Source organism: Candidatus Villigracilis proximus, assembly GCF_016717045.1.
Taxonomy (GTDB): Bacteria; Chloroflexota; Anaerolineae; order Anaerolineales; family Villigracilaceae; genus Villigracilis; species Villigracilis proximus.
Genome location: NZ_JADJUO010000036.1, coordinates 177,226 through 199,646, shown reverse-complemented (window position 1 = coordinate 199,646; position 22,421 = coordinate 177,226). Strand labels below are relative to the sequence as shown.

At 51.7% G+C, this 22,421-nt stretch carries 25 protein-coding genes and 2 pseudogenes; 1 reads left to right on the top strand and 26 read right to left on the bottom strand.

What is annotated here, in order from left to right; translation table 11 throughout:
* Positions 1-5: 5 nt before the first annotated feature.
* The 3 genes from IPL71_RS24675 to IPL71_RS24665 form a co-directional block, all read right to left on the bottom strand.
* Entirely contained in the window at positions 6-683 is a 678-nt protein-coding gene (locus IPL71_RS24675; protein ID WP_345326275.1) for a 2,5-diamino-6-(ribosylamino)-4(3H)-pyrimidinone 5'-phosphate reductase, read from the bottom strand.
* A gap of 223 nt (positions 684-906) precedes the next feature.
* Complete coding sequence (locus tag IPL71_RS24670; protein WP_345326273.1) at positions 907-2,394, bottom strand: gluzincin family metallopeptidase; 1,488 nt, start codon at positions 2,392-2,394, stop codon at positions 907-909.
* On the bottom strand, positions 2,394-3,746 hold the full coding sequence (locus IPL71_RS24665) for a M1 family metallopeptidase (RefSeq protein ID WP_345326272.1): 1,353 nt from the start codon (positions 3,744-3,746) through the stop codon (positions 2,394-2,396). The genes IPL71_RS24670 and IPL71_RS24665 overlap by 1 nt, the downstream gene beginning before the upstream one ends.
* Between IPL71_RS24665 and IPL71_RS24660 the strand changes: the two genes are divergently transcribed.
* The gene (locus IPL71_RS24660) at positions 3,739-3,915 is read left to right on the top strand and encodes a hypothetical protein (protein WP_345326270.1); all 177 of its coding nucleotides are present in this window, start codon (positions 3,739-3,741) and stop codon (positions 3,913-3,915) included. The genes IPL71_RS24665 and IPL71_RS24660 overlap by 8 nt on opposite strands.
* Before the next feature lie 100 nt (positions 3,916-4,015).
* Here the strand turns inward: IPL71_RS24660 and IPL71_RS24655 are convergent, their stop codons facing one another.
* From IPL71_RS24655 to IPL71_RS24545, 23 genes and pseudogenes are all read right to left on the bottom strand, one after another.
* Entirely contained in the window at positions 4,016-4,456 is a 441-nt protein-coding gene (locus tag IPL71_RS24655) for an SRPBCC family protein (RefSeq protein ID WP_345326268.1), read from the bottom strand.
* Positions 4,457-4,499: 43 nt separating this feature from the next.
* The gene (locus IPL71_RS24650; RefSeq protein ID WP_345326266.1) at positions 4,500-5,315 is read right to left on the bottom strand and encodes a metal ABC transporter permease; all 816 of its coding nucleotides are present in this window, start codon (positions 5,313-5,315) and stop codon (positions 4,500-4,502) included.
* The gene (locus tag IPL71_RS24645) at positions 5,312-6,112 is read right to left on the bottom strand and encodes a metal ABC transporter ATP-binding protein (RefSeq protein WP_345326264.1); all 801 of its coding nucleotides are present in this window, start codon (positions 6,110-6,112) and stop codon (positions 5,312-5,314) included. Before IPL71_RS24645 ends, IPL71_RS24650 begins: the two co-directional genes overlap by 4 nt.
* Before the next feature lie 107 nt (positions 6,113-6,219).
* A complete protein-coding gene (locus tag IPL71_RS24640) occupies positions 6,220-6,963 on the bottom strand; it encodes an energy-coupling factor ABC transporter ATP-binding protein (protein WP_345326263.1) in 744 nt (247 codons plus the stop codon).
* Positions 6,960-7,691, bottom strand: coding sequence for a cobalt ECF transporter T component CbiQ (gene cbiQ, locus IPL71_RS24635; protein ID WP_345326261.1), 732 nt, complete (start codon positions 7,689-7,691; stop codon positions 6,960-6,962). Before cbiQ ends, IPL71_RS24640 begins: the two co-directional genes overlap by 4 nt.
* A 4-nt stretch (positions 7,692-7,695) precedes the next feature.
* Positions 7,696-7,974 carry a cobalt ECF transporter S component CbiN gene (gene cbiN / locus IPL71_RS24630; protein WP_345107281.1) on the bottom strand — a complete coding sequence of 93 codons (279 nt, stop codon included), beginning with the start codon at positions 7,972-7,974 and terminating at the stop codon, positions 7,696-7,698.
* Positions 7,971-8,727: pseudogene (locus tag IPL71_RS24625) on the bottom strand (energy-coupling factor ABC transporter permease). The gene cbiN and the pseudogene IPL71_RS24625 overlap by 4 nt, the downstream one beginning before the upstream one ends.
* A 26-nt stretch (positions 8,728-8,753) precedes the next feature.
* The gene (locus IPL71_RS24620; RefSeq protein WP_345326259.1) at positions 8,754-8,885 is read right to left on the bottom strand and encodes a GTP-binding protein; all 132 of its coding nucleotides are present in this window, start codon (positions 8,883-8,885) and stop codon (positions 8,754-8,756) included.
* A gap of 344 nt (positions 8,886-9,229) precedes the next feature.
* Positions 9,230-9,754, bottom strand: a pseudogene (locus IPL71_RS24615) (CobW family GTP-binding protein); the annotation flags it as partial.
* Between the two features lie 3 nt (positions 9,755-9,757).
* A complete protein-coding gene (locus tag IPL71_RS24610; protein ID WP_345107272.1) occupies positions 9,758-10,000 on the bottom strand; it encodes a large ribosomal subunit protein bL28 in 243 nt (80 codons plus the stop codon).
* A 20-nt stretch (positions 10,001-10,020) separates the two neighbouring features.
* Positions 10,021-11,058 (bottom strand): WD40 repeat domain-containing protein, encoded by a 1,038-nt coding sequence (locus IPL71_RS24605; protein WP_345326257.1) that lies wholly within the window; start codon positions 11,056-11,058, stop codon positions 10,021-10,023.
* Positions 11,055-12,398: a CobW family GTP-binding protein gene (locus IPL71_RS24600; RefSeq protein ID WP_345326256.1), complete on the bottom strand. Its 1,344-nt coding sequence runs from the start codon at positions 12,396-12,398 to the stop codon at positions 11,055-11,057. Before IPL71_RS24600 ends, IPL71_RS24605 begins: the two co-directional genes overlap by 4 nt.
* 66 nt (positions 12,399-12,464) lie before the next feature.
* Positions 12,465-13,769 carry a hypothetical protein gene (locus IPL71_RS24595; protein ID WP_345326255.1) on the bottom strand — a complete coding sequence of 435 codons (1,305 nt, stop codon included), beginning with the start codon at positions 13,767-13,769 and terminating at the stop codon, positions 12,465-12,467.
* Between the two features lie 131 nt (positions 13,770-13,900).
* The gene (locus IPL71_RS24590; protein ID WP_345326253.1) at positions 13,901-14,620 is read right to left on the bottom strand and encodes a metal ABC transporter substrate-binding protein; all 720 of its coding nucleotides are present in this window, start codon (positions 14,618-14,620) and stop codon (positions 13,901-13,903) included.
* A complete protein-coding gene (locus IPL71_RS24585) occupies positions 14,617-14,796 on the bottom strand; it encodes a hypothetical protein (protein WP_345326251.1) in 180 nt (59 codons plus the stop codon). Before IPL71_RS24585 ends, IPL71_RS24590 begins: the two co-directional genes overlap by 4 nt.
* Positions 14,797-14,816: 20 nt before the next feature.
* On the bottom strand, positions 14,817-15,329 hold the full coding sequence (locus IPL71_RS24580) for a metal ABC transporter substrate-binding protein (protein ID WP_345326249.1): 513 nt from the start codon (positions 15,327-15,329) through the stop codon (positions 14,817-14,819).
* 96 nt (positions 15,330-15,425) lie between these two features.
* Positions 15,426-15,848, bottom strand: a complete 423-nt coding sequence (locus IPL71_RS24575) for a Fur family transcriptional regulator (protein ID WP_345326247.1) — start codon at positions 15,846-15,848, stop codon at positions 15,426-15,428.
* Positions 15,849-15,921: 73 nt separating this feature from the next.
* On the bottom strand, positions 15,922-17,745 hold the full coding sequence (locus tag IPL71_RS24570) for a HoxN/HupN/NixA family nickel/cobalt transporter (RefSeq protein ID WP_345326245.1): 1,824 nt from the start codon (positions 17,743-17,745) through the stop codon (positions 15,922-15,924).
* Positions 17,746-17,772: 27 nt separating this feature from the next.
* Positions 17,773-18,441 (bottom strand): hypothetical protein, encoded by a 669-nt coding sequence (locus IPL71_RS24565; RefSeq protein ID WP_345326244.1) that lies wholly within the window; start codon positions 18,439-18,441, stop codon positions 17,773-17,775.
* 2 nt (positions 18,442-18,443) lie between these two features.
* Positions 18,444-19,820, bottom strand: coding sequence for an Ig-like domain-containing protein (locus IPL71_RS24560; RefSeq protein ID WP_345326242.1), 1,377 nt, complete (start codon positions 19,818-19,820; stop codon positions 18,444-18,446).
* A complete protein-coding gene (locus IPL71_RS24555) occupies positions 19,817-20,563 on the bottom strand; it encodes a TIGR03943 family putative permease subunit (protein ID WP_345326240.1) in 747 nt (248 codons plus the stop codon). Before IPL71_RS24555 ends, IPL71_RS24560 begins: the two co-directional genes overlap by 4 nt.
* Positions 20,564-20,574: 11 nt before the next feature.
* A complete protein-coding gene (locus IPL71_RS24550) occupies positions 20,575-21,588 on the bottom strand; it encodes a permease (protein WP_345326238.1) in 1,014 nt (337 codons plus the stop codon).
* A gap of 319 nt (positions 21,589-21,907) precedes the next feature.
* Complete coding sequence (locus tag IPL71_RS24545; RefSeq protein WP_345326236.1) at positions 21,908-22,372, bottom strand: rhodanese-like domain-containing protein; 465 nt, start codon at positions 22,370-22,372, stop codon at positions 21,908-21,910.
* Positions 22,373-22,421: the final 49 nt, after the last annotated feature.

Here is a 22,421-nt window from a genome sequence, read left to right as displayed (position 1 = left end):
TTTCCTCACAATTTGTAAATTAGTAGTATTCCGCCATCTTCGTGCGTTTCAACTTTTTCCAGTTTCAATGCAATGGCTTCATTTCGTGTAAATCCATTTCCGGCCGCGAGTGTGGGCGCCTGGTCTCCACCAAAGATCAGCGGTGCGATGTAGATCGTCAATTCATCCACCAGACCAAGTTTCATCAACTCAAAATTAATTGTCCCGCCGCCTTCCACCATCAAACGATTTACACCAAGTTCACTTAATGTGTCCATCATCTTTTTCAGATCCACACGCGGCTCGTCATGCACAAAGACTTCCACACCGTGTGCGCGCAAAGCTTCGAGGTGGCTTATAGATGTCTGTGATGTAGTAAATATTACGGCTCGCGCCGGACCTGCTTTAATAAAATCTGACTCAAGCGGAATATCTGCGACTGTCACAACCCCCACCTTGATCGGATTCGGCGCCGCTCCGCGCTTGATTCTGCCCTCACGCAGCGCTTCGCTCTTAACCGTCAGCTTGGGTTGTTCTTCGAGAAGAGTCTTCCCCCCGACGAGCACCGCATCTGCATTGGCGCGTAATTCATCCACGCGGGCCTTGTCTTGGGCAGATGAAATCGCAGAGCCTTTGCGCTCAAAGGTGTCGATCTTTCCATCGGCTGTGGCGGCCACGTTGATAAATGTATAGGGACGATTCATAATTATTTTTCAGACGGTAGACTATCGATATCAGAATGCAGACTTCGGCCTGCCAAACCAAATTGAATTTCGAAAAAAATATTCACGGTGGATATTGTTTAATACGAACCTGAAAAATATTCGGCGATCAGGTCGCTAAGGTCAGCATCGGTGTTGGCGCGTGCGGTGGCGAAAAAATCGTACGTGGTTGCGCGGCTGCGCCCGTAACTGGCAGCGTACCCTTTTAGAAAACGGAAAAATTATCGTCTCCCATACGCACGCGCAGATCATCCATAAAATGCGCGCCATTCAAATAGACTGCGTTGACATACGACCGCTGTGAACCCCAGGTATAGATCGGCGTATCCACATAACCGGCCGGTCCGAAAAAATCCACGCGATATTGCCACCACCAATCACCGTAATTGGGATAGTTATATTCAAAGAAAATTTTCTCGCTATAGGTTGCCATCATTTCATCAAGCCACGGTTCCAGCGCCTGATCGTTGCCGACCAATCCATACCACCATTGATGCGATATTTCATGCACACCGATCGTGGTTAAGTTATTTTTCGCGCCGCCGCCAAATTGCCCGTAAAAATCTGAAGCCAGAAAAATCAGCCCGTCATATTCCTGCCCATCGTGAATATCGGTCTGCACCACCGCCAGTGTTTCGTATGGATACGCCGCAAATTTTGTGGAAAATATGCTGACGGCTTGTCCTGCCGAATATAAGATCGACTCGCCTGCGGCTTTATATCCATCGAAATAATACGAGCGGATCACCACCGACCCGACAGCTGATTCGGCCACGAGAAATTCGGTACTTGCTGAGAGTGTGAACGTGCGCGCGCCGTACAGCCGGTAGCGGGTCCATTCGCCGTTTTGATCTGAAGGCGCGCTGGCGGCTACGATCACATCGGAACCCGTCTTGAGATTTAATTCAATATCAGAAGAGTCGTATACAAGATGTTCGCCAAAAGGCATCGGGTCATGCAATGTCCAACCGTTAATATAGGGCACAACGAATGGATACCAGTCTATGAGATTGATCTGGTTGAAGTCGTAGCCAAAAAGTCCGCTGGAGGCTTTGGCGGGGATGTTGAGTTTGAAGTTGAGAGTCAGTGTGGTGGCCGAGTTTGGCTGAAGCGGCTGCGGCAGATTCAATGTGAAGCGTTGATCGTTGATCGTGAAATTCGTCAGCGATACATTATCCTGTGCGATGGAGCTTAAGACGAAAACACTTCCGCCATAGCGATTGGGCTGAACCGATAAAACAATATCAGAGAGCGCCACGCCCGTGGTGTTGTAATAGCGGATGGTCTCTTCGACATCGAGTGTGTGCGCGGCGAAATCCAAAGTTGCGTAGAGAATGTAATTCGTGCGGGAGGGAGTCGCGGGCGCTGATTCTGTCAACGTGACTGGAGCAATTATCGGCGTCGGAGGAAGCGGGGTCAACGTCTGCGTGGCGGTTGCGGTGGCAGTCGGAGTCTCAGATGCGGGCGGGGCTTGTGTAAAGGTCGGCAGTGGTGTTTCGATCTGCCCAGATGGTTGAAAGGGCGTTGGCGTGGGCGATGCGTTCGGGTCTTGTGTGACTAAAATAAAGGTTGGGAAAACCTGCGCGGCGGGAGTTGGAGAAGTGCAGGATGCGAGTAAAGTAAAAAGTAAAAAATAAAAAGCGAGACGTATTCCAGAACGCTTAAGTGGAGTGCGAAAATGAGGAGTGGACATTAATAAATGTTTTGAAAATATTGGCGCACAATGTCTGAATAGTCTGTGCTGGTGTGTTCGCTGAGGATGCGGAAGAAATCATTTGCGGTGACGATTTTTCCCTGTCCTTGCACGACGTAATCCTGTAGGAAGGCGAAGAAGGCTTCATCGCCGATGCGTGTGCGCAGGTCTTCAAGAAAATGCGCGCCTTGAAAGTAGGCCGCGTTGGTGTAAGGGCGGAAGCCTTGTCCGTCATAAATCGGGATGTCTACAAAGCCCTGCGGCTTGTAAAAATCGATGCGATAGGTCCACCACCAGCCTACAAGATCAGGGTGGACATTTTCATAATAGACCCGTTCGGAATATGCGGCCAGTGCTTCATCCACCCAGGGCTGTAAAGCCTGATCGTTTCCGATCTGTTCAAACCACCATTGATGGGATGTTTCATGTACGGCGACAAAGGTTAAATAGTTGGCGGGTGTGCGGGCGGAGAGATTATAAAAATCGCGGCTCAGATAAAAGAAGGCGGAATATTCCATGCCGTCATTGAAATCACCCATGACCAGTGAAAGCGACTTGTGTGGATATGGCCCGTAGCGTTGACTGAATACCTGTACGGCTTCGGCGCTGGCTTGCAGGGCGGCTTGTCCGGCGTTATCGCTTAATGGATAATAGTAACTTGAGACGGTGATATCTCCGACCAATAAACTTGAGACTTGAAACTCGCGGCTGGCAGCGAGGGCAAAAGTCCGCGCGGAGGTGATGGTGTAACGGGTGAAATCCGCTTGCGGTTCAGGGACACCGCTTGCGGCAACGATGGGCGCTGTAGCGGGGTCTGTAAATTTGAGGTTGACTTCATAGTCGGCTGAGTCATAAACCAGATGTTCGCCATAGAACCACGGTTCATGTAGTACCCAGTCGCCGTTGATAGAGGGCACAACGAAGGGATACCAGTTGGTGAGATTCAACTGGCGGTTGGTATATCCATAAATCCGCGGGCGTGAAACATTAGGGTCTTCCTGTTCTGCAAATGGAAGGGAAAGTGTGTATTGGATATTAATGGTTAACACATCGCGCGGCAGAACAAAGGAGGATAGTGCAATATCCAGTCTTTGGCCGGTGAAGGAATAGGTGGTGGTGGGAATGCCGTCAATGGAAATACTGCCGAGGGTAAAACTGCCATCCCACAGATTGGGAACGATGGCGATGACCAGCGTGTTGAGCTGGCTGCCTGTCAGGTTGGGATAGAGAATGGTTTCATCCACTGTGACGGTGTGCGCGTCATAGTCAATGGTTGTGTTGAGGATGTATTTCGCGCGATCAGGCGCCGGGATGGGCGTGGATGTGGGTGGCACAGGAGTTACTGTGGGCAAAGGAGTATTGGTTGCTGCGGGAGTAAACGATGCGGCAGGGGTTGCCGTGGACGCCGGGGAAAAGGAAGTGCAGGAAACCAAAAAAGAAAGAAGAAAGAAGGAAAGGAGTCTGTGTGAGAATGGTGTTTTGTTTCGCATGGGCTGTATTCTACCGCTTGTTGATAAATAAATAAATTTCCGGTCAGTTGTTGTTGACAAAGACCAATGAAGTTTGTGGTTAAAAAAAGCCCTTCGGTCAGAAGGGCTTCATATTCATCAGGAATAGCTATCTATCCTTCAATGGCTTTCTTCAACGCAGCCAATGTACTCTCGTAACTCGAAAGCATCTGCTTCTTGATCATATCTTCCATGCCGGGCATGGACGGCATCCCTGCGGGCATCAGCATGGCTTCGGTCTGCATGGTGAGTTTTGTGCCGCTGCCCGCTGCTTCGAGAAGATAAGTGCTGGTTACATCTGAGGCAGGCGGCGCGGCAAAGGTCTTGGTGCCGTAGACCTTGTTTTGTTCAAAAGCGATCACTTCTGATGTGATCACATTGACAACACCCTGCGTGGATTTCACTGTGGTCTTGCATTTTGCGCCGAGTTTTATCGGGCCGTCAAATTCAACGCTGACAACGTATTGATTTTTCTGATTATCAGGGTTGGTGATATGCGCGAAGATCACGTCTGCGGGTTTGTTGATGATGGTGGAAACTTCGATCAGAGCCATGTTGTTTTCTCCTTATTAATAAACAGTGGAAACGATAGAGCCATTATACAGATTTCATTCTCTTCCACAAGAAGGCAAACATGAAAAACGCGGTAGCCGTTAGTACTATGGTGGAGCCTGAAACAATGTTCAGGTAATAACTTAAATACAGTCCGATGATGGAGGAGAGCGCGCCGATCAATGCGGAGACGAGCATCATTGGTAGTAATCTTCGCGTGAGCAAATACGCAGTCGCAGCCGGAGTAACAAGCATGGCGGCGGCGAGACTGACGCCTACGGTTTGCAGTGACACTACAACGGTCAGTGCTAAAAGCACCAGCATCAGATTTCTCAATAGTTCAGCTGGCAGGCGCAGGGTGGCGGCGAGAACCGGGTCAAAGGAAATGACCAGAAATTGTTTGAAGAACAAGGCAACAGTTAAGAGAATGATCAAACTCAGAATGGCGATCATCCACAGATCTGCGGCGCTGACTCCCAACACGTCGCCGAACAAAATATGAGATAAGTCTACGGCGTAGGTTTGCATGGAACTGATCAATGCCACGCCGAGTGAGAGCGCTGCCGCAAAGAGGATTCCGATGGCGGTATCCTCTTTGACCACGCCTTCGCGTGAGAACAGCCCGATGCTCAAAGCGACAATGACAGCCGCGATTCCCGCGCCGACCAGTAAGTTGCCATTTAATAAATAGGCAATTGCCACCCCCGGCAGAATCGCGTGCGCCATGGCGTCACCCAGAAAAGCCATGCCGCGCAGGACAACATACGTTCCCATGACAGCACATAGTACACCGACGATGACCGAGGCGAAAAGTCCGCGCTGCATGAATTGATAGGTAAGGGGTTCAAGAAGAAAATTCATTTGACCTCTATATGATGGTGTTCTTCATCCGGCGGACAGCACTCATCAACCAGCATCATTCCGTTTTCCATCACGAGTAATGAATTACCAAAAGCGGATGCAAGGTTTTCCTTCGTGAACACTTGTTGCGGCGTGCCAAATGCGATCAGGCGATGATTAATTAACAGCACAAGGTCAAAGCGTGTGGCGGCGAGATTAAGGTCATGCGTGGAAATAATGGTGGTCACTTGTTTGTCGCGCAAATGATCGAGCAGACCAAAGGTCACTTCCTGTGTGGTGGCATCCACGCCTGTGAAGGGTTCATCCATTAAAAGGATGTGCGGCTCCTGCGCCAGGGCGCGCGCCAAAAATGCGCGCTGCTGCTGCCCGCCAGAGAGTTGACCAATGGAAAGGTCTGCCAGATTTGTGATCCCCATTTGCTCAATGCTTTTGCGGACAATCTGCTTATCTTTTTTCGACGGATTGCTCCACCAGCCAATTTGACCAAACCGCCCCATCATCACCACATCGCTGACTGTCACCGGAAAGCGCCAGTCTACATCTTCACGCTGCGGCACATAGGCAACGCAATCTTTATGAGAGCCAATCGTTTCACCGTGGATAAAAATTTTCCCGCTTTTCAGGGGCAAAATCCCAACCAATGCTTTGAACAGCGTGGACTTTCCCGCGCCGTTTGGACCAACGACAGCCACGCGCGAGCCGTGCGGAACCTGAAAACTCAAGTCCTGCATGATGATTTTGTCGCCGTAGCCAATGCTTATGTTTTCTATTTCAAGTCGATGAGGAGTATGTGACATAGGGTTTACGATTTCAGATTTACGATTTTTGGGATTTGCTGTGTTACAAGCAAATTTAGTGTACCATGATGGATGGATAAGTTGAGAGAACCATACCTTACTTTTCTTTATAACCTTGGCGGGACATGCCCAGCAAAGGCGGGATTTTCACTTTCAAAAAGCAGTTGTGCTTCAACTGCGCTTCCATCAAAATAAACTTTACCTTCATTCATCCAGACCACGCGATCTGCCCAGCCAAAGGCAACATCCATATCATGTGTGGCGAGCATGACGGTTTTGCCACTTTTCACCAGGCGATCCAAAATGGTGAATATTTGCTGGCGTGCCCACGGATCGAGACTATTGATGAGTTCATCCGCCACCAAAATGGACGGCTGCATGGCAAGCACACCCGCCAATGCGACACGGGTCTTTTCGCCGCCAGATAAAGCATGAGTGGGACGCTCCAGCAGGTGCGTTACATCACATAACGCGGCGGCTTCGTCTACACGGGCACGGGCTTCACTGGTGGAAAGTCCCAGATTGAGCGGACCAAAGCTAATATCCTGCGCGACACTTGCTGAAAATAACTGGTCATCGGGGTCTTGCAAAACCAATCCTACATGACGGCGCAGGTTGGTTAAGGAAGCGCGGTCTGATGTGACGGTAACTCCTCCCAGACGCACTTCACCCTGCTGCGGAAATAAGATTCCGTTGCAATGCAGCATGAGCGTGGACTTGCCCGAACCGTTGCGCCCGATCAATGCCACACGGTCGCCGGGTGGGAAGTGAAGAGAAACTCCATGCAGGGCATTGCGTTCATGTCCTGCATAACTGTAATGAATATTAACCAGTTCAAGCAGACACATCATAAACTCCAAACAAAAAACATACTCAATGTAACAATCGCCGCCAGCACAAACACGCGCCTGTCGCGCCGATACTCCGCAGGCAGCACGCGCAACTCGCCCGCATATCCGCGCCCTTCCAGCGCTATCTGTACGCGCGCACTGCGTTGATACGCGTCCACGAACAGACGCGCTGCCAATTCCCCTGCGCTCGACATGCCGCGCCAAAATCCACTGTAGCCGAGGCGCGCGTCTTGCGCGGTTCGCATTCGCTCCATGCTTTCGAGCAGGGTAAAAATAAAGCGGTAGATCAAGGTCATTAGATCAAGCAAAAGAGGCGCAAGGCGCAGCCTCCTGCCCAGGTCCAACAGATCAACTAACGGCGTGGTAAGAGCGAGAAAATTCATCGCTGAGGCACAACCCAGGGCGCGGGTAAAAAGCAGCAGCGCAGAATCCAGCCCGTCGGCAGTCATCCCAAAAAAGAATGGATAAAAGCGGATGTTGACCGCCACGCCCGCGACGGATAACGCCAAAAATATGCCCTCTGCCAGCAAAACTTTTCGGATCAGACTTGCTGGTAGCTGCGCCCACCAAATGGAGAGAATCCACATCCAGGCCGCTGCCACCGCCCCCACCAGCGGACGGTTGAGCACGAGGCACAAAATGAGAACAAGCAAACTAAACCCAGCCTTATACGCCGGGTCTAGTTTGCGTAAGGGTGTTGCGTAGGCGGTGCGGTCGATCAGATTCAATGTTTTATTTCTTCGTGGTAAATTGTCCGCGTTTGACGCCGAAGTAATAGCCGATCACGCCCGCGCCGAGCGCGGCTTGCAAGGCGAATAACAGGCTTTCCGTTTCGCCGCCTGGAGGCGACCACGGGGATTCAAACCAGGGCTGATAGTTTGGCGCAATTTCAAGGATCGCGCCTTCCGCCTGACCATCTGCGCCGCCGAATTCAGAATTCGGATTTAAGAAGAGCGGCACGATTGCCAATGCGATCACAATCAGAATAAGGATCAAGGTGTTTTGCTTCATGACTTTGCTCCTGCGAGTCCAATGGATTTGAGTTCGGGCACAGCCAATCCCTTAAGCGCGTTGACGACCAACACCGTCAGAATGCCTTCGCTGATCGCCAACGGAATTTGAGTGACGGCAAAGATGGTGCAGAACTTGACGAACGATCCCATGAATCCGCTGACGGGATCGGGGTATGCCAAAGCCAGTTGCACAGAAGTGACCACGTAGGTGATAAGGTCTGCCAACGCGGCGGCGGTGAAAATGGCAACACTATCTGATGTGCGCCCTTTGAGCAGTTTCCACACACCATACGCCACGAACGGACCCGCGATTGCCATGCTGAACGAGTTCGCGCCCAGTGTGGTCAGACCACCATGCGCCAACAGGATGGCTTGAAAGAGTAGCACAATGGTTCCCAAGAATCACCATCTCGAACGGGCCAAACAGAATCGCGCCCAACCCTGTGCCTGTGGGGTGACTGCTTGAACCCGTTACGCTCGGAATTTTGAGCGCGCTTAATACGAAAGCAAACGCGCCCGTCATGCCCAACAGAAGACGTGTTTCGGGTTTTTCCGCAACGGTGCGACGGATACGTATATAGCCGATCACCCAAAACGGCAGAGACACAACAAACCAGAAGATCGCCCAGCCGACAGGCAGAAAGCCTTCCATAATATGCATTTGTGCTGGCTTGGCATATGCCACGCCGATGTTTAATAACACCAGCGCCAACAACAGCCACAATGCATTGAAAAGATTTTTACGTTTCATTTGATTCTCCTTTTTGATGAATGAATTTACACTTTGCAGGATTCAAGCGCAGCTAAGATTTCTTCGCGCGGCATTTCCTGTCCGATAAAGACCAATTCGGTGGTTGTATCTTCTTCCACTTCACCTTCGGCGGGTTCGATCTCATCCACTTCGCACAATCCGCCTGCCTGACTGAGCAAAATGGGATTATGGTCGCTGAAAAGACAATACCCTTTGAACGAGTCACGAGGTTGTATGCAGGGCTGTTCAAGAACTGATCGAAGGCGTTCCAATCCATGAGCGATTCACTGCGGAAGGCAAAACTGGCAAAGCCATATTCTTCTACTTCGCTGGAGGGTTGATTCCATTCCAAGTCCCAATTCTCAGCTTCGGCGCCGCGCTCATAATCGTAAAGTCCCGTATTGATAAGCAAAGACGGGTCAAGTTGTCCCTTCACCGTGCGGTGGATTTTTGCGTCGGGATTCAATTTTTGCACAAAACTTTCAAGGTCAATCAGATCTTCATTTTCCACAAGATCGGTTTTGTTTAACAACACGATGTTGGTGAATTCAAGTTGATCCACCAGCAGCGGCGCGAGCGGCTCAATAAAGGTTGCGCCATTTTCGTCCAGCCGTTCGCCTTCACTGTGATAGACATCCCAAAAATTGAAGGCGTCTACAACGGTGATAATGCTGTCGAGGCGTACATACTCTTCGAGACCGCCCATGTAAAAGGTCTGGGCGATGGGAAGCGGTTCTCCGATCCCCGTGGATTCGATCAGGATGTATTCCAGTTCAGGAGTCTGGCTGAGGGTTTGTAGTTCTTGCAGCAGATCATCACGCAGTGTGCAACAGATACAACCGTTGGACATCTGTATCATTTTTTCGGTGGTATGGCGCACCAGTTTTGAGTCGATGTTGATTTCGCCAAACTCGTTGACAATGATCGCGATCTTGTGCCCGTGATTTTGCGAGAGAATGTGATTCAATAAAGTGGTCTTGCCTGAGCCGAGAAACCCGACGAGGACGCTGACAGGGATGGGATTCATTTTTTATTTCGCCAGTTTCTTTAATTCGGTCATCAACTTCTTTGGTTGTTTGTCCTTGCCCAGCGAGCGGATTTGACGCGCCGACAATGTGAGCGTGATGGATTTTCCATCAATCAACAGCGTAACCTTTTGCAGATTGGGTTTGTAGGTACGCGATGTATGCCGTTGCGAAAAACTGACGCTCTTCCCAAAGCGGGTCTTGGGCGCCAGCGCCTTGCGGGTTTTGTGATTGAGTTTACGTGCCATTTCAAAATCTCCTCTTATGGTTACTTCACTTCAAACAAAAACACGTCGCCCGCTTCGGTGCCTGCGGCAAGGAACTTGCCATTGGGTGACCAATTGATTTGACTAACGGGTTCTTCCAACTCTGCGGTAAGCAGCGGAGTTTTTTTATTCTTCATTCCGCGCCACAACATCAAATTGCCGTCACGTCCGCCCGAGGCGAGGATGTCACCCACAGGTTGAAAGGCGAGGCATGAGATCAGGTCTTCGTGGCTCTGCAGGGTAGCGGGCTTACTGCCTTCGGGTCCCTTGCCTGAACAATCCCAAACCACCACACTGTCGCTACCGCCCGTGGCAAGGTAACGGCTGGACGCGTCCCACGCGAGTTGCATGACCTTGACGGGGTAGCCCCACATTTGCAGGTTCTGTCCCGTGTCGGCAAACCAAAAGTGGATGGTCGAGTCCTGATCACCTGTGGCAATGAACCTGCCATCGGGACTCCATGCCATGACCAACGCCGAACCCTTCCACGGATTTTCTTCAATGCAGGCGGATTCACCTGGCGTATAAAGATTCAATCCGCCGTAGCCTGTGACTGCCAACACTTGCGGACGCTCATCCCCTGCCCGCTTCGGACGCCAGCCGAGGCTGGATACCGTTGACCGAGGATGGTCATACGCCTGAAGCATTTCCCCTGCGGGCGTCCAGAGTCGAATCTTGCGCCCCGCACACGAAGCGAGATACGCGCCGTCGGTGCTCCAGTCGAGTCGCTCCACCCACGCCGAGCCGCCATCCATCTCGCAGATTTGTTCGCCCGTGGATGAGTCCCATAAACGGACTTTGCCATCCTGCCCACTGGTGGCAAGAAGTGAAGAATCAGGACAAGGCTGAAAACTCATGCTCATCGTTCCGAACCCGTGAGCGGGTAGTGTGAAGCGGCGCGTCCCGTCGAGGTGGAAGAGAGTCACGGGTCCGCTCACGCTGGCGACAGCAAGAGTCTGCCCGTCGGGTGACCAATCCAATGCGAGGACGTGGTCGTCAATGGCGTTGCGCCAGAGGTGATTGAATGTAGTCTTCTTCATGCCAGACAATCGCGGAAGGATTGGTTGAGTTCGGCGCGGTCGAGGTTGCGCCCGATGAAGATGAGCGTGTTGCGGCGAGTCTCGTTGCCCCACGGACGTTCGGGGCGACCATCGAAGAGCATGTGAACGCCCTGGAACACGAAGCGGCGGTCTTCGCCTTTGATGCTGAGCACGCCCTTCATGCGGAAGATGTCCACGCCTTTTTCGCGCAGGAGTTTGCCGAGCCAGGCGTTGAGTTTTTTATCGTCGAGGTCGCCTGGGGTGGTGATGCCCACCGAGGTCACTTCGTCGTCGTGCTCATGCGGCGGTTTGAATTCGCGCTGAGTGACGGGTGAAATCGCCGCGCTGTTCATCAATGCCAGATTAAATTCGGAGGGATGATGCTCGGTGAATAATCCGTACGCGCTGGGTTGATCCACTTTGAGTTTGAAACGCATTTCATTCGCGGTGGTGATGGGCAAACGATGGAGTTGTTCTTCGGGTTGAATGGACTCGCCGCTGTATTTTTTGGCATACTCACGCGCAGAAAAAGTTAACGTGGCAGGCATGATGGCGGTTTCGATTCCTTCCGCGCCTGCGGAAATCAGCGGCAGAAAAGCAACATCCATCGTCTCATCATCGGGACCAGGTTGCAGGACGAGTTCGTATTCGCCAGCGTGCAGGTTGTACGCACCCGCCCACTCAAAAGGATATTCAGGCTCCATAAACTTCGGGTCAACTTCCATCGCGCGGGTGACGTTGAATCCACCTACGTTGAGAATGCGGTCGAGGTCGATCACCGCGTCTTGTGTGCGGTACATCTTTGCGGCGGCGTTCATGGCGTGGATGCGGTTTTCGAGTTCTTCCAGCGCGGCAGGTTCCACCAAGTCCACTTTGTTGAGCAAAATGACATCGGCAAAAGCGATCTGTTCCACCACTTCGGGTGTATCGTCCAAATGCTGAATGACGTGTTTGGCGTCCACCAGTGTGACGATGCCATCGAGGCGCATTTTCGCGGCGAGTTCTTCATCCATGAAGAAGGTCTGCGCCACGGGACCTGGGTCTGCCATGCCTGTGGTTTCGATCAGGATGTAATCGAACTTGTCTTTGCGCTTCATCAGGTTGCCGAGAATGCGGATCAAATCTCCGCGCACGGTGCAGCAGATGCAGCCGTTGTTCATTTCAAAGACTTCTTCTTCCGCGCCGATGACCAATTCCTGGTCAACGCCCACTTCGCCAAATTCGTTTTCAATCACGGCAATGCGTTTGCCGTGATTCTCATGCAGAATGCGATTCAATAAGGTGGTCTTGCCTGAGCCAAGAAAACCAGTCAAGACGGTGACGGGAACACGAGTATCCATTTTTTCTCCTTCGGCTAATTGCCTTTTCTCTGTTTAATGGTTAATGTAGCGCAGCCTTGCGCCAGATCATTCCATGTGCCTGCTATTTCCTGCGGCTGACGAACGGTCTTCAAACTCCGCCATCCAATTTATTTTGCGATACGCCAATCCCGCGGTTCCACCCGGCTCTACGCGCCATGACTGTTTTGCATCCAAACGCCGACGCCCGGCACCCACCCCCTGGCAACCCGCCACGAAAACCACGCTTTCATCATTCACCATTTGCACAGGTAAAAATATCGGGCGGTAGGCGTCGTGCCCATCGCCGTATATTTCATTCATCAACGTGGCATATTCCACGGCGCGATTCGAATCGGTGTACCAACGCACACCAAGATATTCCGCTGTCTTCACCACACCCAAGACCGCGCCGCGAATTTCTTTTTCTGTAAAAAACGGGCTGGCAGGGATTAAGACCCAACGCGCCAACCGTTCCGCCGACTCGCGCTGTGTGGCAATCGCCGCATAATGCAATGAACGAATCTCAGGCGCCCACTTTGAAGGTGTGTTCTCTGCACGCAGATACATCACGAAGGTCGAAACTTCACATTCATCGGGAATGCGCACCGCCACCCCATGCGGCAGAAAAATCTGCTGTTCATCATTCATCGGCAAACCTGCCGCCTCATGCAGTCCGCGCCGAATCTCGTGCAACACCTGCAACTGCTTTTGCGCCAATCTATCTGCGCCGAACCAGCGTTCATGCTGTGCCACAGACTTTTCGCAACACGGCAGATCGCTCTCGCTCATGCGAATGCCGATCGCATTGCGCAGCCATTCGCCGCGTTTGGAAAAGACCAACAACGCGCCCGCCTGAGTCTCGTCCGCTGAAAGGTGCAAGCCATACAAAGTGACATCGGCAGAAAGTGAAGGATTCGCTATCGGCAGTGAGTCGCTGCAATCTGCCACAACAGGAATCGGGGAGGAGGAAGCGGGCTGAATCCACGCTCCAGCTTGAGTCTGCATCCAAGCCGCATCCACGCCTAAACCGAATCCCCGTGCTTCATCCTGACCGAAAGCCTGCTCCAACATCCGAAACTGAATCTGCGCTCCATGCCTCTTCACCGCGTTGACAACGTCCACCGAAGCATTGGCGTCTACCGCAACAGTCTTGCCGCGCAAGTTGAGCGCTTCGAGGATCAAGCGCCGCGCCTGAGCGACGTTCTTCACCACGAGGACGGGCGCGTTGAGAGTCGCCGCCCAGCGTTCACTTGGGTGCGCTTCGGTCGCCGCGTGAGCAATGTCCGTAGGCAGCAACAGACTCTTTTCATATAGATCAGGCAGGGAATAATCCGTGCCCCACACGGGGGCATCGCCACAGGCTCCAGGCATTCAGAAACCTCCTGTCCAAAGATCGCGCCACTCCAACATCTCAACTCCTATAAATGAAAAACGTTTTCAATAAGAAAATCTATAAAAAGACAGGGAGTTTGCGGCTCCCTGTCTTTGGGGTTACAGAGTATTTACTTCAAACCTTCAACGATCTGGGTGACGTTGTGCTTCATCATCTCGATGTAGGTCGCGGCGGGAGCGCCATCGGTCAGGGTTTCGAGGTAGAGGTTATCCACTACTTTCACACCAGTTTCATCGGCGATCTGATTCGCAAGGTCGGCATTTTCCACTTCACCGAGGAAGATGGCAGGCGCGCCTGTGGCTTTGATCTGTTCGATTAAGGCTGCCATTTCTTTGGCTGAAGTTCCCGCATCAGTGCTCAGGCTGGGGATGACCGCACCGACGATCTCAAAACCGTAGCGCTCTGCAAAGTACCCCACTGCTTCGTGATTGGTTACCAGCAAACGGCGTTCTGCCGGGATGGTGTTAACCTGTTCGACGATCCATTTGTCCAGGTCTTTGAGTTCGGCAATATACGCGTCAGCGTTGGCTTTGTATGTCTCTGCACCCTCGGGGTCTACTTCGCTCAATCCATCACGGATATTTTCCACATAGGTGATGACGAGGTTCGGGTCAAGCCACATGTGCGGGTCGCCCGCGCTATGATCGTGACCTGCTTCGCCTTCCACATGGGCATGAACCGGCGCGGCGCTAAATACGATGGTTTCTGTTTCAAAGCCTGTTAAAGCGACGATGTATTCACCAACAGTCAGTTTGTAGACGCCGCCTTGTGTCATACCAGCGCAATCCATTTCCAAAGCCTGTTCGAGTTCCAATGCTGTTTCCGTCATGTCACTAACGGCGATGTTTCCCTTGGGAGAGGTGAAAGCATAGCCTTCTTCAGCTTCAGCGTCAAACAGGACAGGTAGCCGGCAAAAGAACCATCCGGCTGCGCGTTCAATTTGATGGTGATGATTTCGCGTTCGTGGGCGTGTTCACCTTCGGCATGTTCCTCTTCGCCGTGCATTTCCACTGCGGATGCGGCATCTACGCCGGATTGAACTTCTTCTTCAGCAGTCTTTCCATCCAATTGTTCGCAGACTTGTTTGGCGTGAGCTTCGGGATGAGCTGATCTTCCTCGCCTTCGTGACCGGCTTCTTCAGCCATTTGATTTACTTCCAACCCTTTGGTTGCTTCAACGATCGGGCGTTCGCCGCCGGCATTTTCCAACAAAGGCTCGATGAAGTGTTCATACTCCACACCATTTAGGATCAGCAGGTTACTTTCGGCAATTTTTGCCACATCAGTGGGAGCTGCTTGATAGGCGTGTGGGTCTGCGCCGAAAGGCAGCAGGGAGGCAACAGTCAAACGGTCACCTGCAACATTCTGGGCGATATCTGCCAGGAAGGAGGTGGAGGCGAGGACGTTGATGGACGTAGTCCCTACGGCGGCGGGTTCTGTCACAGCAGCAGAGTCGCTGGGTGGGGTTGATCCACATGCGGTTAAGAAAAGAGCCGCGAGTGTCGTCATTACAATAATGGAATTGATAATCTTTTTCATTTAGTGTCCTTTTTTTAGTCCCCCACCGGCTGGCGAGGGACTTGTTGAATTTTTTACATTCGCCAGTATTTTTCACTGACGGTTTGTATAAGGGAATTAGTTTTTGCGGCAGGCCGCGCACAGGCCAAAGAGTTGCAGCCAGTGTTCATTGATCTGATAACCGGTTTTTTTGGCGATTGATTTGGTTAACACATCCAGGTCATCACCTTCGAAGAAAGTCGCCTGCCCGCAGTTTTGGCAGAGCAGCAAATGCTGGTGACCGTGCCCGGCCGAGATGAATGCCTGACAGCTCATTGGTTGATGCACGCGTTGAATGAGGTGAAGCTCTTCGAGTTTTTCAAGTGTGCGATAAACAGTGACCAGGCCAAGCGCGCGGTATTTCTTGCGTGCCATGTCGTACACTTCAACCGGCGTGAGGGCGCGGTTGGATGTTTCCACGATCTCAACCACGGCGCCGCGCGCCTTGGTAATGCGATAACCATTTTCGTGGAATTGGTCAAGCGACAGTTTAGCGGACATTTTTACTCTGTTCTTTATTGAAAATCAATGTCAATAAGTATACGAGGGAAAAAGCGAAGAGTCAAGAGGTCTTTTATTTTTGCCAGAGCCATTTCGGGTTGTAGCCGAAGACTTCCAGGTTGGTGATTTCGCCGGTTTTGATCTCGATCATTTCCAGCCGCGATTGAAGCGGGAAGGAATCAAGCAGGTACAGATCATACAAAATATATTTACCATCAGGCGACCAGCTCAAAGTTCCGTGCAGGACGGAGGGCGTGTCGGTGATCACGTGTGTCTCATTGCCATCGGCGCGCATCAGCCAGATCTGATCGCCGCGCGGAACAGCGAGGTCGCGCCTTACCACAGCGATATGTTCACCGTCAGGTGACCAGGCCGCGAGGATGTTTTCCATGCTGTCATTCGCGTTGACATTAACGAGCGTTTCAGAAGAGAGATCGTAAAGAAAAAGCTGTGTCACAAATTGATCGTGTTTGATGACCACATCCCGCAGCAGAATGGATTCGCTGTTCGGCGACCATTGCACGGCGGCGCCGAGAATGTTCGGAATGATGCGGCTCTCACCGCTTTCCAGTTGATTCAAGCGGATCCCTTCGGGCGTTGCATAACTTAACCATTTACCGTTCGGTGACCAGCGCGGATTTGTGCCCGGCAAAAGTGCTTCTTGAAATACGGGCTGCGCCTTGCCGGTTGCGATATCGAACCACCATAAAGAGGATGCGCCGCCATCGAGTGACATGTATTCGTAAACGATATGGTTTCCATCCGGCGACCAGATCGGCTGGCTGCAAATCACCTGTTTGCAGGGAACGATCAATTTATTTTCAGTGGTGTCCAGGTTGAGCAGCCAGAGATCATAGTCCAGCGCTTCTGTCTGTTCGACGTAAACGATCTGGCTTTGATTGGGGGAGAGCGCAAAATCGACCACGCCTTTTGCTGTTGTTGTTAATTGGCGCGGATCACTGCCTTGTGTGTCGATCACATAAAGTTGTTTATATTCATTTTCATCATCGTTGAGATAGACGACCTGCGCTTCATCCGCCGTTATGCCTGCTTCGGTTAACGATGACATTGATCCACTCTCAAGCCGCGTGAATGCGCCATAGGTTAGGCCGAAGCCCAGTATCAAAACGATCAACGCGCTGACGACCGGCATGAATGGCGCGAATTTGTTAAATGAGTCCATGCGTTTGAAGAGGCGGCTGCTGCTGACCATTAACAGTCCGATGACGATCAGGACGATGGCGAGGCCGAGGCTGAATGCGATGATCAACGCCAGCCCGAGGAAGATGCGGTTGAGGGCGATCGCCACCAGTAAAATGGCAATTGCATCGGGGCATGGGACGAGTCCGCCGCTGATGCCGAGGGTGATGAGCGAACGCCAGGTGATGGTTTCGGGAACTTCATGCGAGTGCATTTTTCCGTCACCGTGGTGATGAAAATTTTCGGGGAGTTTTTGAATTTTGACCGCGCCCGGCGTTTTTTTGGAGGGTGTTGAAAAAGGAGTTAATGAAATTTTTCGCGTGGGTTTTTCAGGCGCGGGCAGGGTTGATTTGCGCCAGAAGAGAAACCTTTGCCACAAGAGATAAAATCCCAGGCCAACGATCATTAAGCCGGAGAGAATTTCAAGCCAGGGGATGATGCTGGTGGGTAGAATATATTGTGATGCGGCGAGCGTGATGATGCCAAGCAGGAAAACCGAACCGGTGTGAGTCAATGTGACCACACTGCCAAGCACCACTGCGTGCCAGGCTGTGCCGCGTGACCCAACCAGATAAGCAGCGACCACGGTTTTGCCGTGACCGGGTGTGAGCGCGTGTAATGCGCCGAAGTGCGAGAGAGATGCCCAGCGCAAATATATAGAAGGAGACAGAAAATTCCTCTCTGCGGACAAGCTCAAGCAGAATTTCCTGCGGGGTTCTTTCGGCTAATTCAGGAACGACCTGTTCGGCAGTTTCGGTGACAACATCTTTTCCTGACCAAAAGGCAGGGAGGGTGTGCCGCTATCCCATAAGGTGAGCAGTTTGCTTTGATCGCTGAGCGGTGTTTTGTCTTGAATTACATCAATGGCGATGGCGTTATTTTTTTGGCTGGGAAATAGAAAGGCTGTATTTTCAACGGTGGAAAGATAAAACCAGTTGATGGATTTTGTTGGCTCAAGGCCGTTCTCTAAAATCAGGCGTTGGACATTGGCGGCATCCTGCGGGCGCGGCCATTTGGCTGAGAGGTTGAAGGTGATAAATTCCTGCCCTGATTGAAAACTATTTAAGTCTGCGGGCATTTGCACAGACTCTAGCAGCAGAGATAAAGGCTTGTCGTCGAGCGTGGCAGTGAGCAGGGCGGCGCGGATGCGTCCCCAGTCGTCCACTTCCTGTTGGGTGAGAATTTCATCCTTGTCTGCATCCACTTCGTACCATAAGTACGAGGTGAGCATGGGGCCGGGTTTTATATCCCATTTGATCTGCAAGCCGGTTGGGGCGAGTGCCACGTTGAGCGTGTGGGCGTAAATATCGGCGGGATGTGCTGCTGCTTTTTTGGAGGGAGCTGCCAGTAAGAGAATAAAGAAGAGGATAAAACTTATTTTTTTTATTTTCATTTTTATGGAAGCCAGTGCGGCATGATGCCTTGTGTGAGAATGAGGGGTTCGCTGAAACCGGATTTCCATAAACCGATCTCGGGTTTGAATGCGCCATGTAATTTAAATTGTTGGAAGATCAGCGCCGTGCCCCACGGGTTCCAGCGCGGTGAGTTGTAGGTGTAATCTTCCTGATCGGCGATGATGATGCCATCGAGAATATTAAGGTCGATCACCGCGAAGACCTGCGCGGGTTTTTCTTCACTGGTGCGAAGTCCCAGCAAAAAAGAATCGTCAGCAGGCGACCAGGCCAGTGAGTAGTAGGAGTAATCGCGGTTGTCGTTTTCGCCGAGCACAGTGGAGGTATCGTTTAAGGTGAGGTCTGCCAGACGGACGCGGGTGATCAATCCGTTTTCATTTTGTTGAATGTCGGTGAATAAAAATTTTGTACTGCCTGCCGACCATGTGATCGGGCCGCCGGTATTGGATGGGAAAATAAGTTGTTTGCCGGTTGCGAGATCAAGCAGACGAATTTGATCGGCGAGTCCGTCAAAGGATGCGATCTTGTTTGAATCTGGTGACCAGGTTGGGCCGTATCCCAATATTTGCTGGTCTTCATAGATCGGGCTGTTTTGTTTGCTTTGCAGATCCAGAATCCAAATGCGCGGTGAGCCGAAGGGAAGATCGGGCCCGGGGCCTGCCGCTTCGCGGGCGTAGGCAATGCGCATGCCGTTGGGGGCGATGGCTGGCGTGGTGCAGCGGTCACGTCCGCAATCAAGCAGGATGTAGGCATCGTTGCCGGCGCGGCTGACCTGCCACAGGTCGATGCCGCCTTGTGTGTTTGTCGATGTGAAGATGATGAACTCGCCATCAGCGGAAGCGTCGAAGGAAATGATTTTTATATCTACCGGTGTGATTTGCTGCGCGGGGTTGTTGTTTAAATCCATGATCCACAAACTGCTTTGATTATCGTTTGTGTTGAGGTAAACGATCAGCGGTTCGCGGACGTTAAACTCCCAGCTTCGATCATTTTTCAGCACACGGCCTTTTGCGGTGAGTGCGCCGGAGCGCAGCGTTAATTTGTAGTTTGCATCAGGTTGAAAGGGTTCAATGGGAACGAATTGCAGGGTGCGTTCATCGAGCCATTCGAGATTTCCATTTACGGCAGGCTGGATGGAAAAGAGCGATGCCGCCAGATCAGGATTCACCGGTTCGGAGAATGTCAGTTTGATCTTTTGGAAAGGCCCGATCAGACTTTGCCCTGGCAGGGTTGCTGTGACGCGGATTCCTGCCTGCGTTCCGAGAAAGACCACTATGCCAAATAGAACTGTCAGCAGGGTGAGGACACCGAGCGCCACGGTGTCCATATCGAAAGATGGGCTTCGTTTTTGTTTTTTCATGGGAATAGATAGGGCTGTTCGGGTGCGGGAACGGCTTGCACAGATTCAGCGAGGATCAATGGCACGGTTTGATCGTTAATGGTTATGGATTTGATCGTGCCTTTGACCAATACCCATGAATCCTGTGTAAGCGTGGAGGCTTGCGGCCATTCTCCAACCATCGCAATCGCAAAACCATCTGCGGCGCAGCACGAAACGACAAAGCGGCTGACGAAGAATTGATTTTTGCCCAGGCTTTCATCAAAATAGACGAAGCCGATCACTGATGCTTTTTGGCCTTCAAATTGCGCGAGGTCTGTTTCAAAGTTAAATAGTTTGATCCAATCCAGAATGTTGCGTTCCTCTGAGTCGGTTTCAAAAAGCTGCGCCGATGAATCTGCGCTGACCAGGGGTGAATTGGTATTAAAGCCTTTTGTGGCAAAAGCGGATGAATCCAGCGGGCGCGCGGGGATCAAGACGCCGATCAGCAACGGGACGAGCATGAACCATAGGTTTGCAGAAGCGGGCGCGTGATCGTGTTCGTGGTGGTGTTCATCATTTGCCGTGTTTTGACGCGCACGTTTGATCTCGGCAAACATGGTTTGGGCGAGTACAGCCAGAAAAATGATGCCAAAGATCGTCAGCGGAATGAAGCGTTGGTTGATGTAATAGGTTAATTGTCCGCTGGCGGCTTTGGATGCAAGGAGAATGCACATGCCAAGCAGGAGCAGAGCTTGCAGGGAACGATAAAGTCTTTTTTGCATACGGCTGATTCCTAGGGCTGTAAATAATTAAAGATGACGCCCGCCAGCAGACTCATCATAAATGGAATGGCGACAAGATACGTCACCGAGCGGCGGCGAAAGACCTGCGAATACATGATGATGCTTTTTATGTCGACCATCGGGCCAAAGACGAGGAAGGAAAGCACCGAGCCGAAGCTAAATGTGCCCATGAAGCCCAGGGCGACGAAGGCATCGACTGTGGAGCAGATCGAAAGCAGGATCGCCAACCCGAGCATGACGAGCACCGATAACACGGGACCGCTGCCAATGGATAGCAGGGAGGATTGCGCGATGAAGGTTTGCAACGCGGCGGCGAGCATTGCGCCGAGGATCAGGTAGCGTCCCATTTCAAAAAATTCATCGGCGGTGATCAATAAGGCTTGACGGATTTTTTCAATAAAGGATGTGTGAGCTTCGCGCGGGTGATCGTGTTCGTGCGAGAGGGTTAATACGGGACGTAAAACATTGGCCGGATCTTTCTCGACCGAGAAGACGAGTCCTACGACGATGGCGATCACCAGGCTGACGCCCATGCGCCAGAAAAGCATGTTGCCCCAGCCAAAAGCGGCGGCGGTGCTTAACACTACAATGGGATTCAAGACCGGCGCGGCCAGTAAGAATGAGATTCCGGCGGAGAGCGGCAGTCCTTTATTAAAAAGACGCCGCGTTAAGGGTACGACTCCGCACTCACAAACAGGGAAGATCATGCCCATGAAAGCGCCGCCAACTGCGGCTGCGACAGGACGATGTGAGATCCATTTGCTCATTTGATCGCGGTCGAGAAAAACCTCCACCAGGCCTGAGGCGAGCGTCCCCAATAATAAATAGGGAATTGCCTCGATGAAAATTCCGAGAAAGACGGTGGCGAAGATGTTGAGCTTGTCCCAGAGCCAGGTGAAGACGCCAGCCGGAACCATGCTGGAAACGACGATCAGTAAAATGCCAATGACGATGCTTAGAATTAGAGAACGGGATAACGGGCGGGGGGATGTTGTCTTTTGCACAGTGGGATTATAACCATTAATGTAAGTGATAGCTTAAAGGGTTCGTTAGGGATCGCGGTGATCAATTTGACTTATAAAACAGCCCCACGGTTTTTTCGCAAGAGTTCTCTGTAAAAACCTTTGGGTCTGCGTTTGAGATGAAAAAGTAACAGCCCGGGTAGTTACGATAAAGGCCAATAAAATATGACGCATCCCGAGTTTAATTTTGGACGCTGACTCACGCATTTGTCAGCGTGAATCAGCGCACAAAGCGACCTACGTTTAAAAACGAACTCGCCCACGAAACCTTAATTTCGGGGCGAGTGATATTTTTAGAGACTTATTGCGCTGGCGCACCGTCAATCGGATAGCCTTTGGTGTACCATTCTTTTAATCCACCGGACATGCTGGTGGCGTTATAGCCTGCTTCCAGTAGAATGTCGCGTCCTTCCTGACTGCGGTTGCCGGAGCGGCAGATGACTAGGATTTCCTTGTCCTTTGGAATTTCGCTTAAGCGGTTCGGAAGTTCGTCCAATGGAATGAGTGTGGTGTTGGGTGCGTGATACTCGTCCCACTCTTCCTGGGTGCGCACATCCACAACGAATACGCCGCTTTCTTGATACATCTGATAGCCTTGATCCACGGTGACCTGGCTTCCCTGACCGGCGCTGCTCCCGCCTGCTGACGCGATCAGATAAACGACAAAAGCGACAATGGCTACGATCGCCAACTGCACAGCAGGTCTGCGCAAAACTGCGGAAAGTCCGCTGCGGGTTCGCGTGTTTCTATTTTTTCTTCGAGACATGATGCCCTCACAAATTGTTTGATATACTGCTTTTTTCAGACGCGTTTCC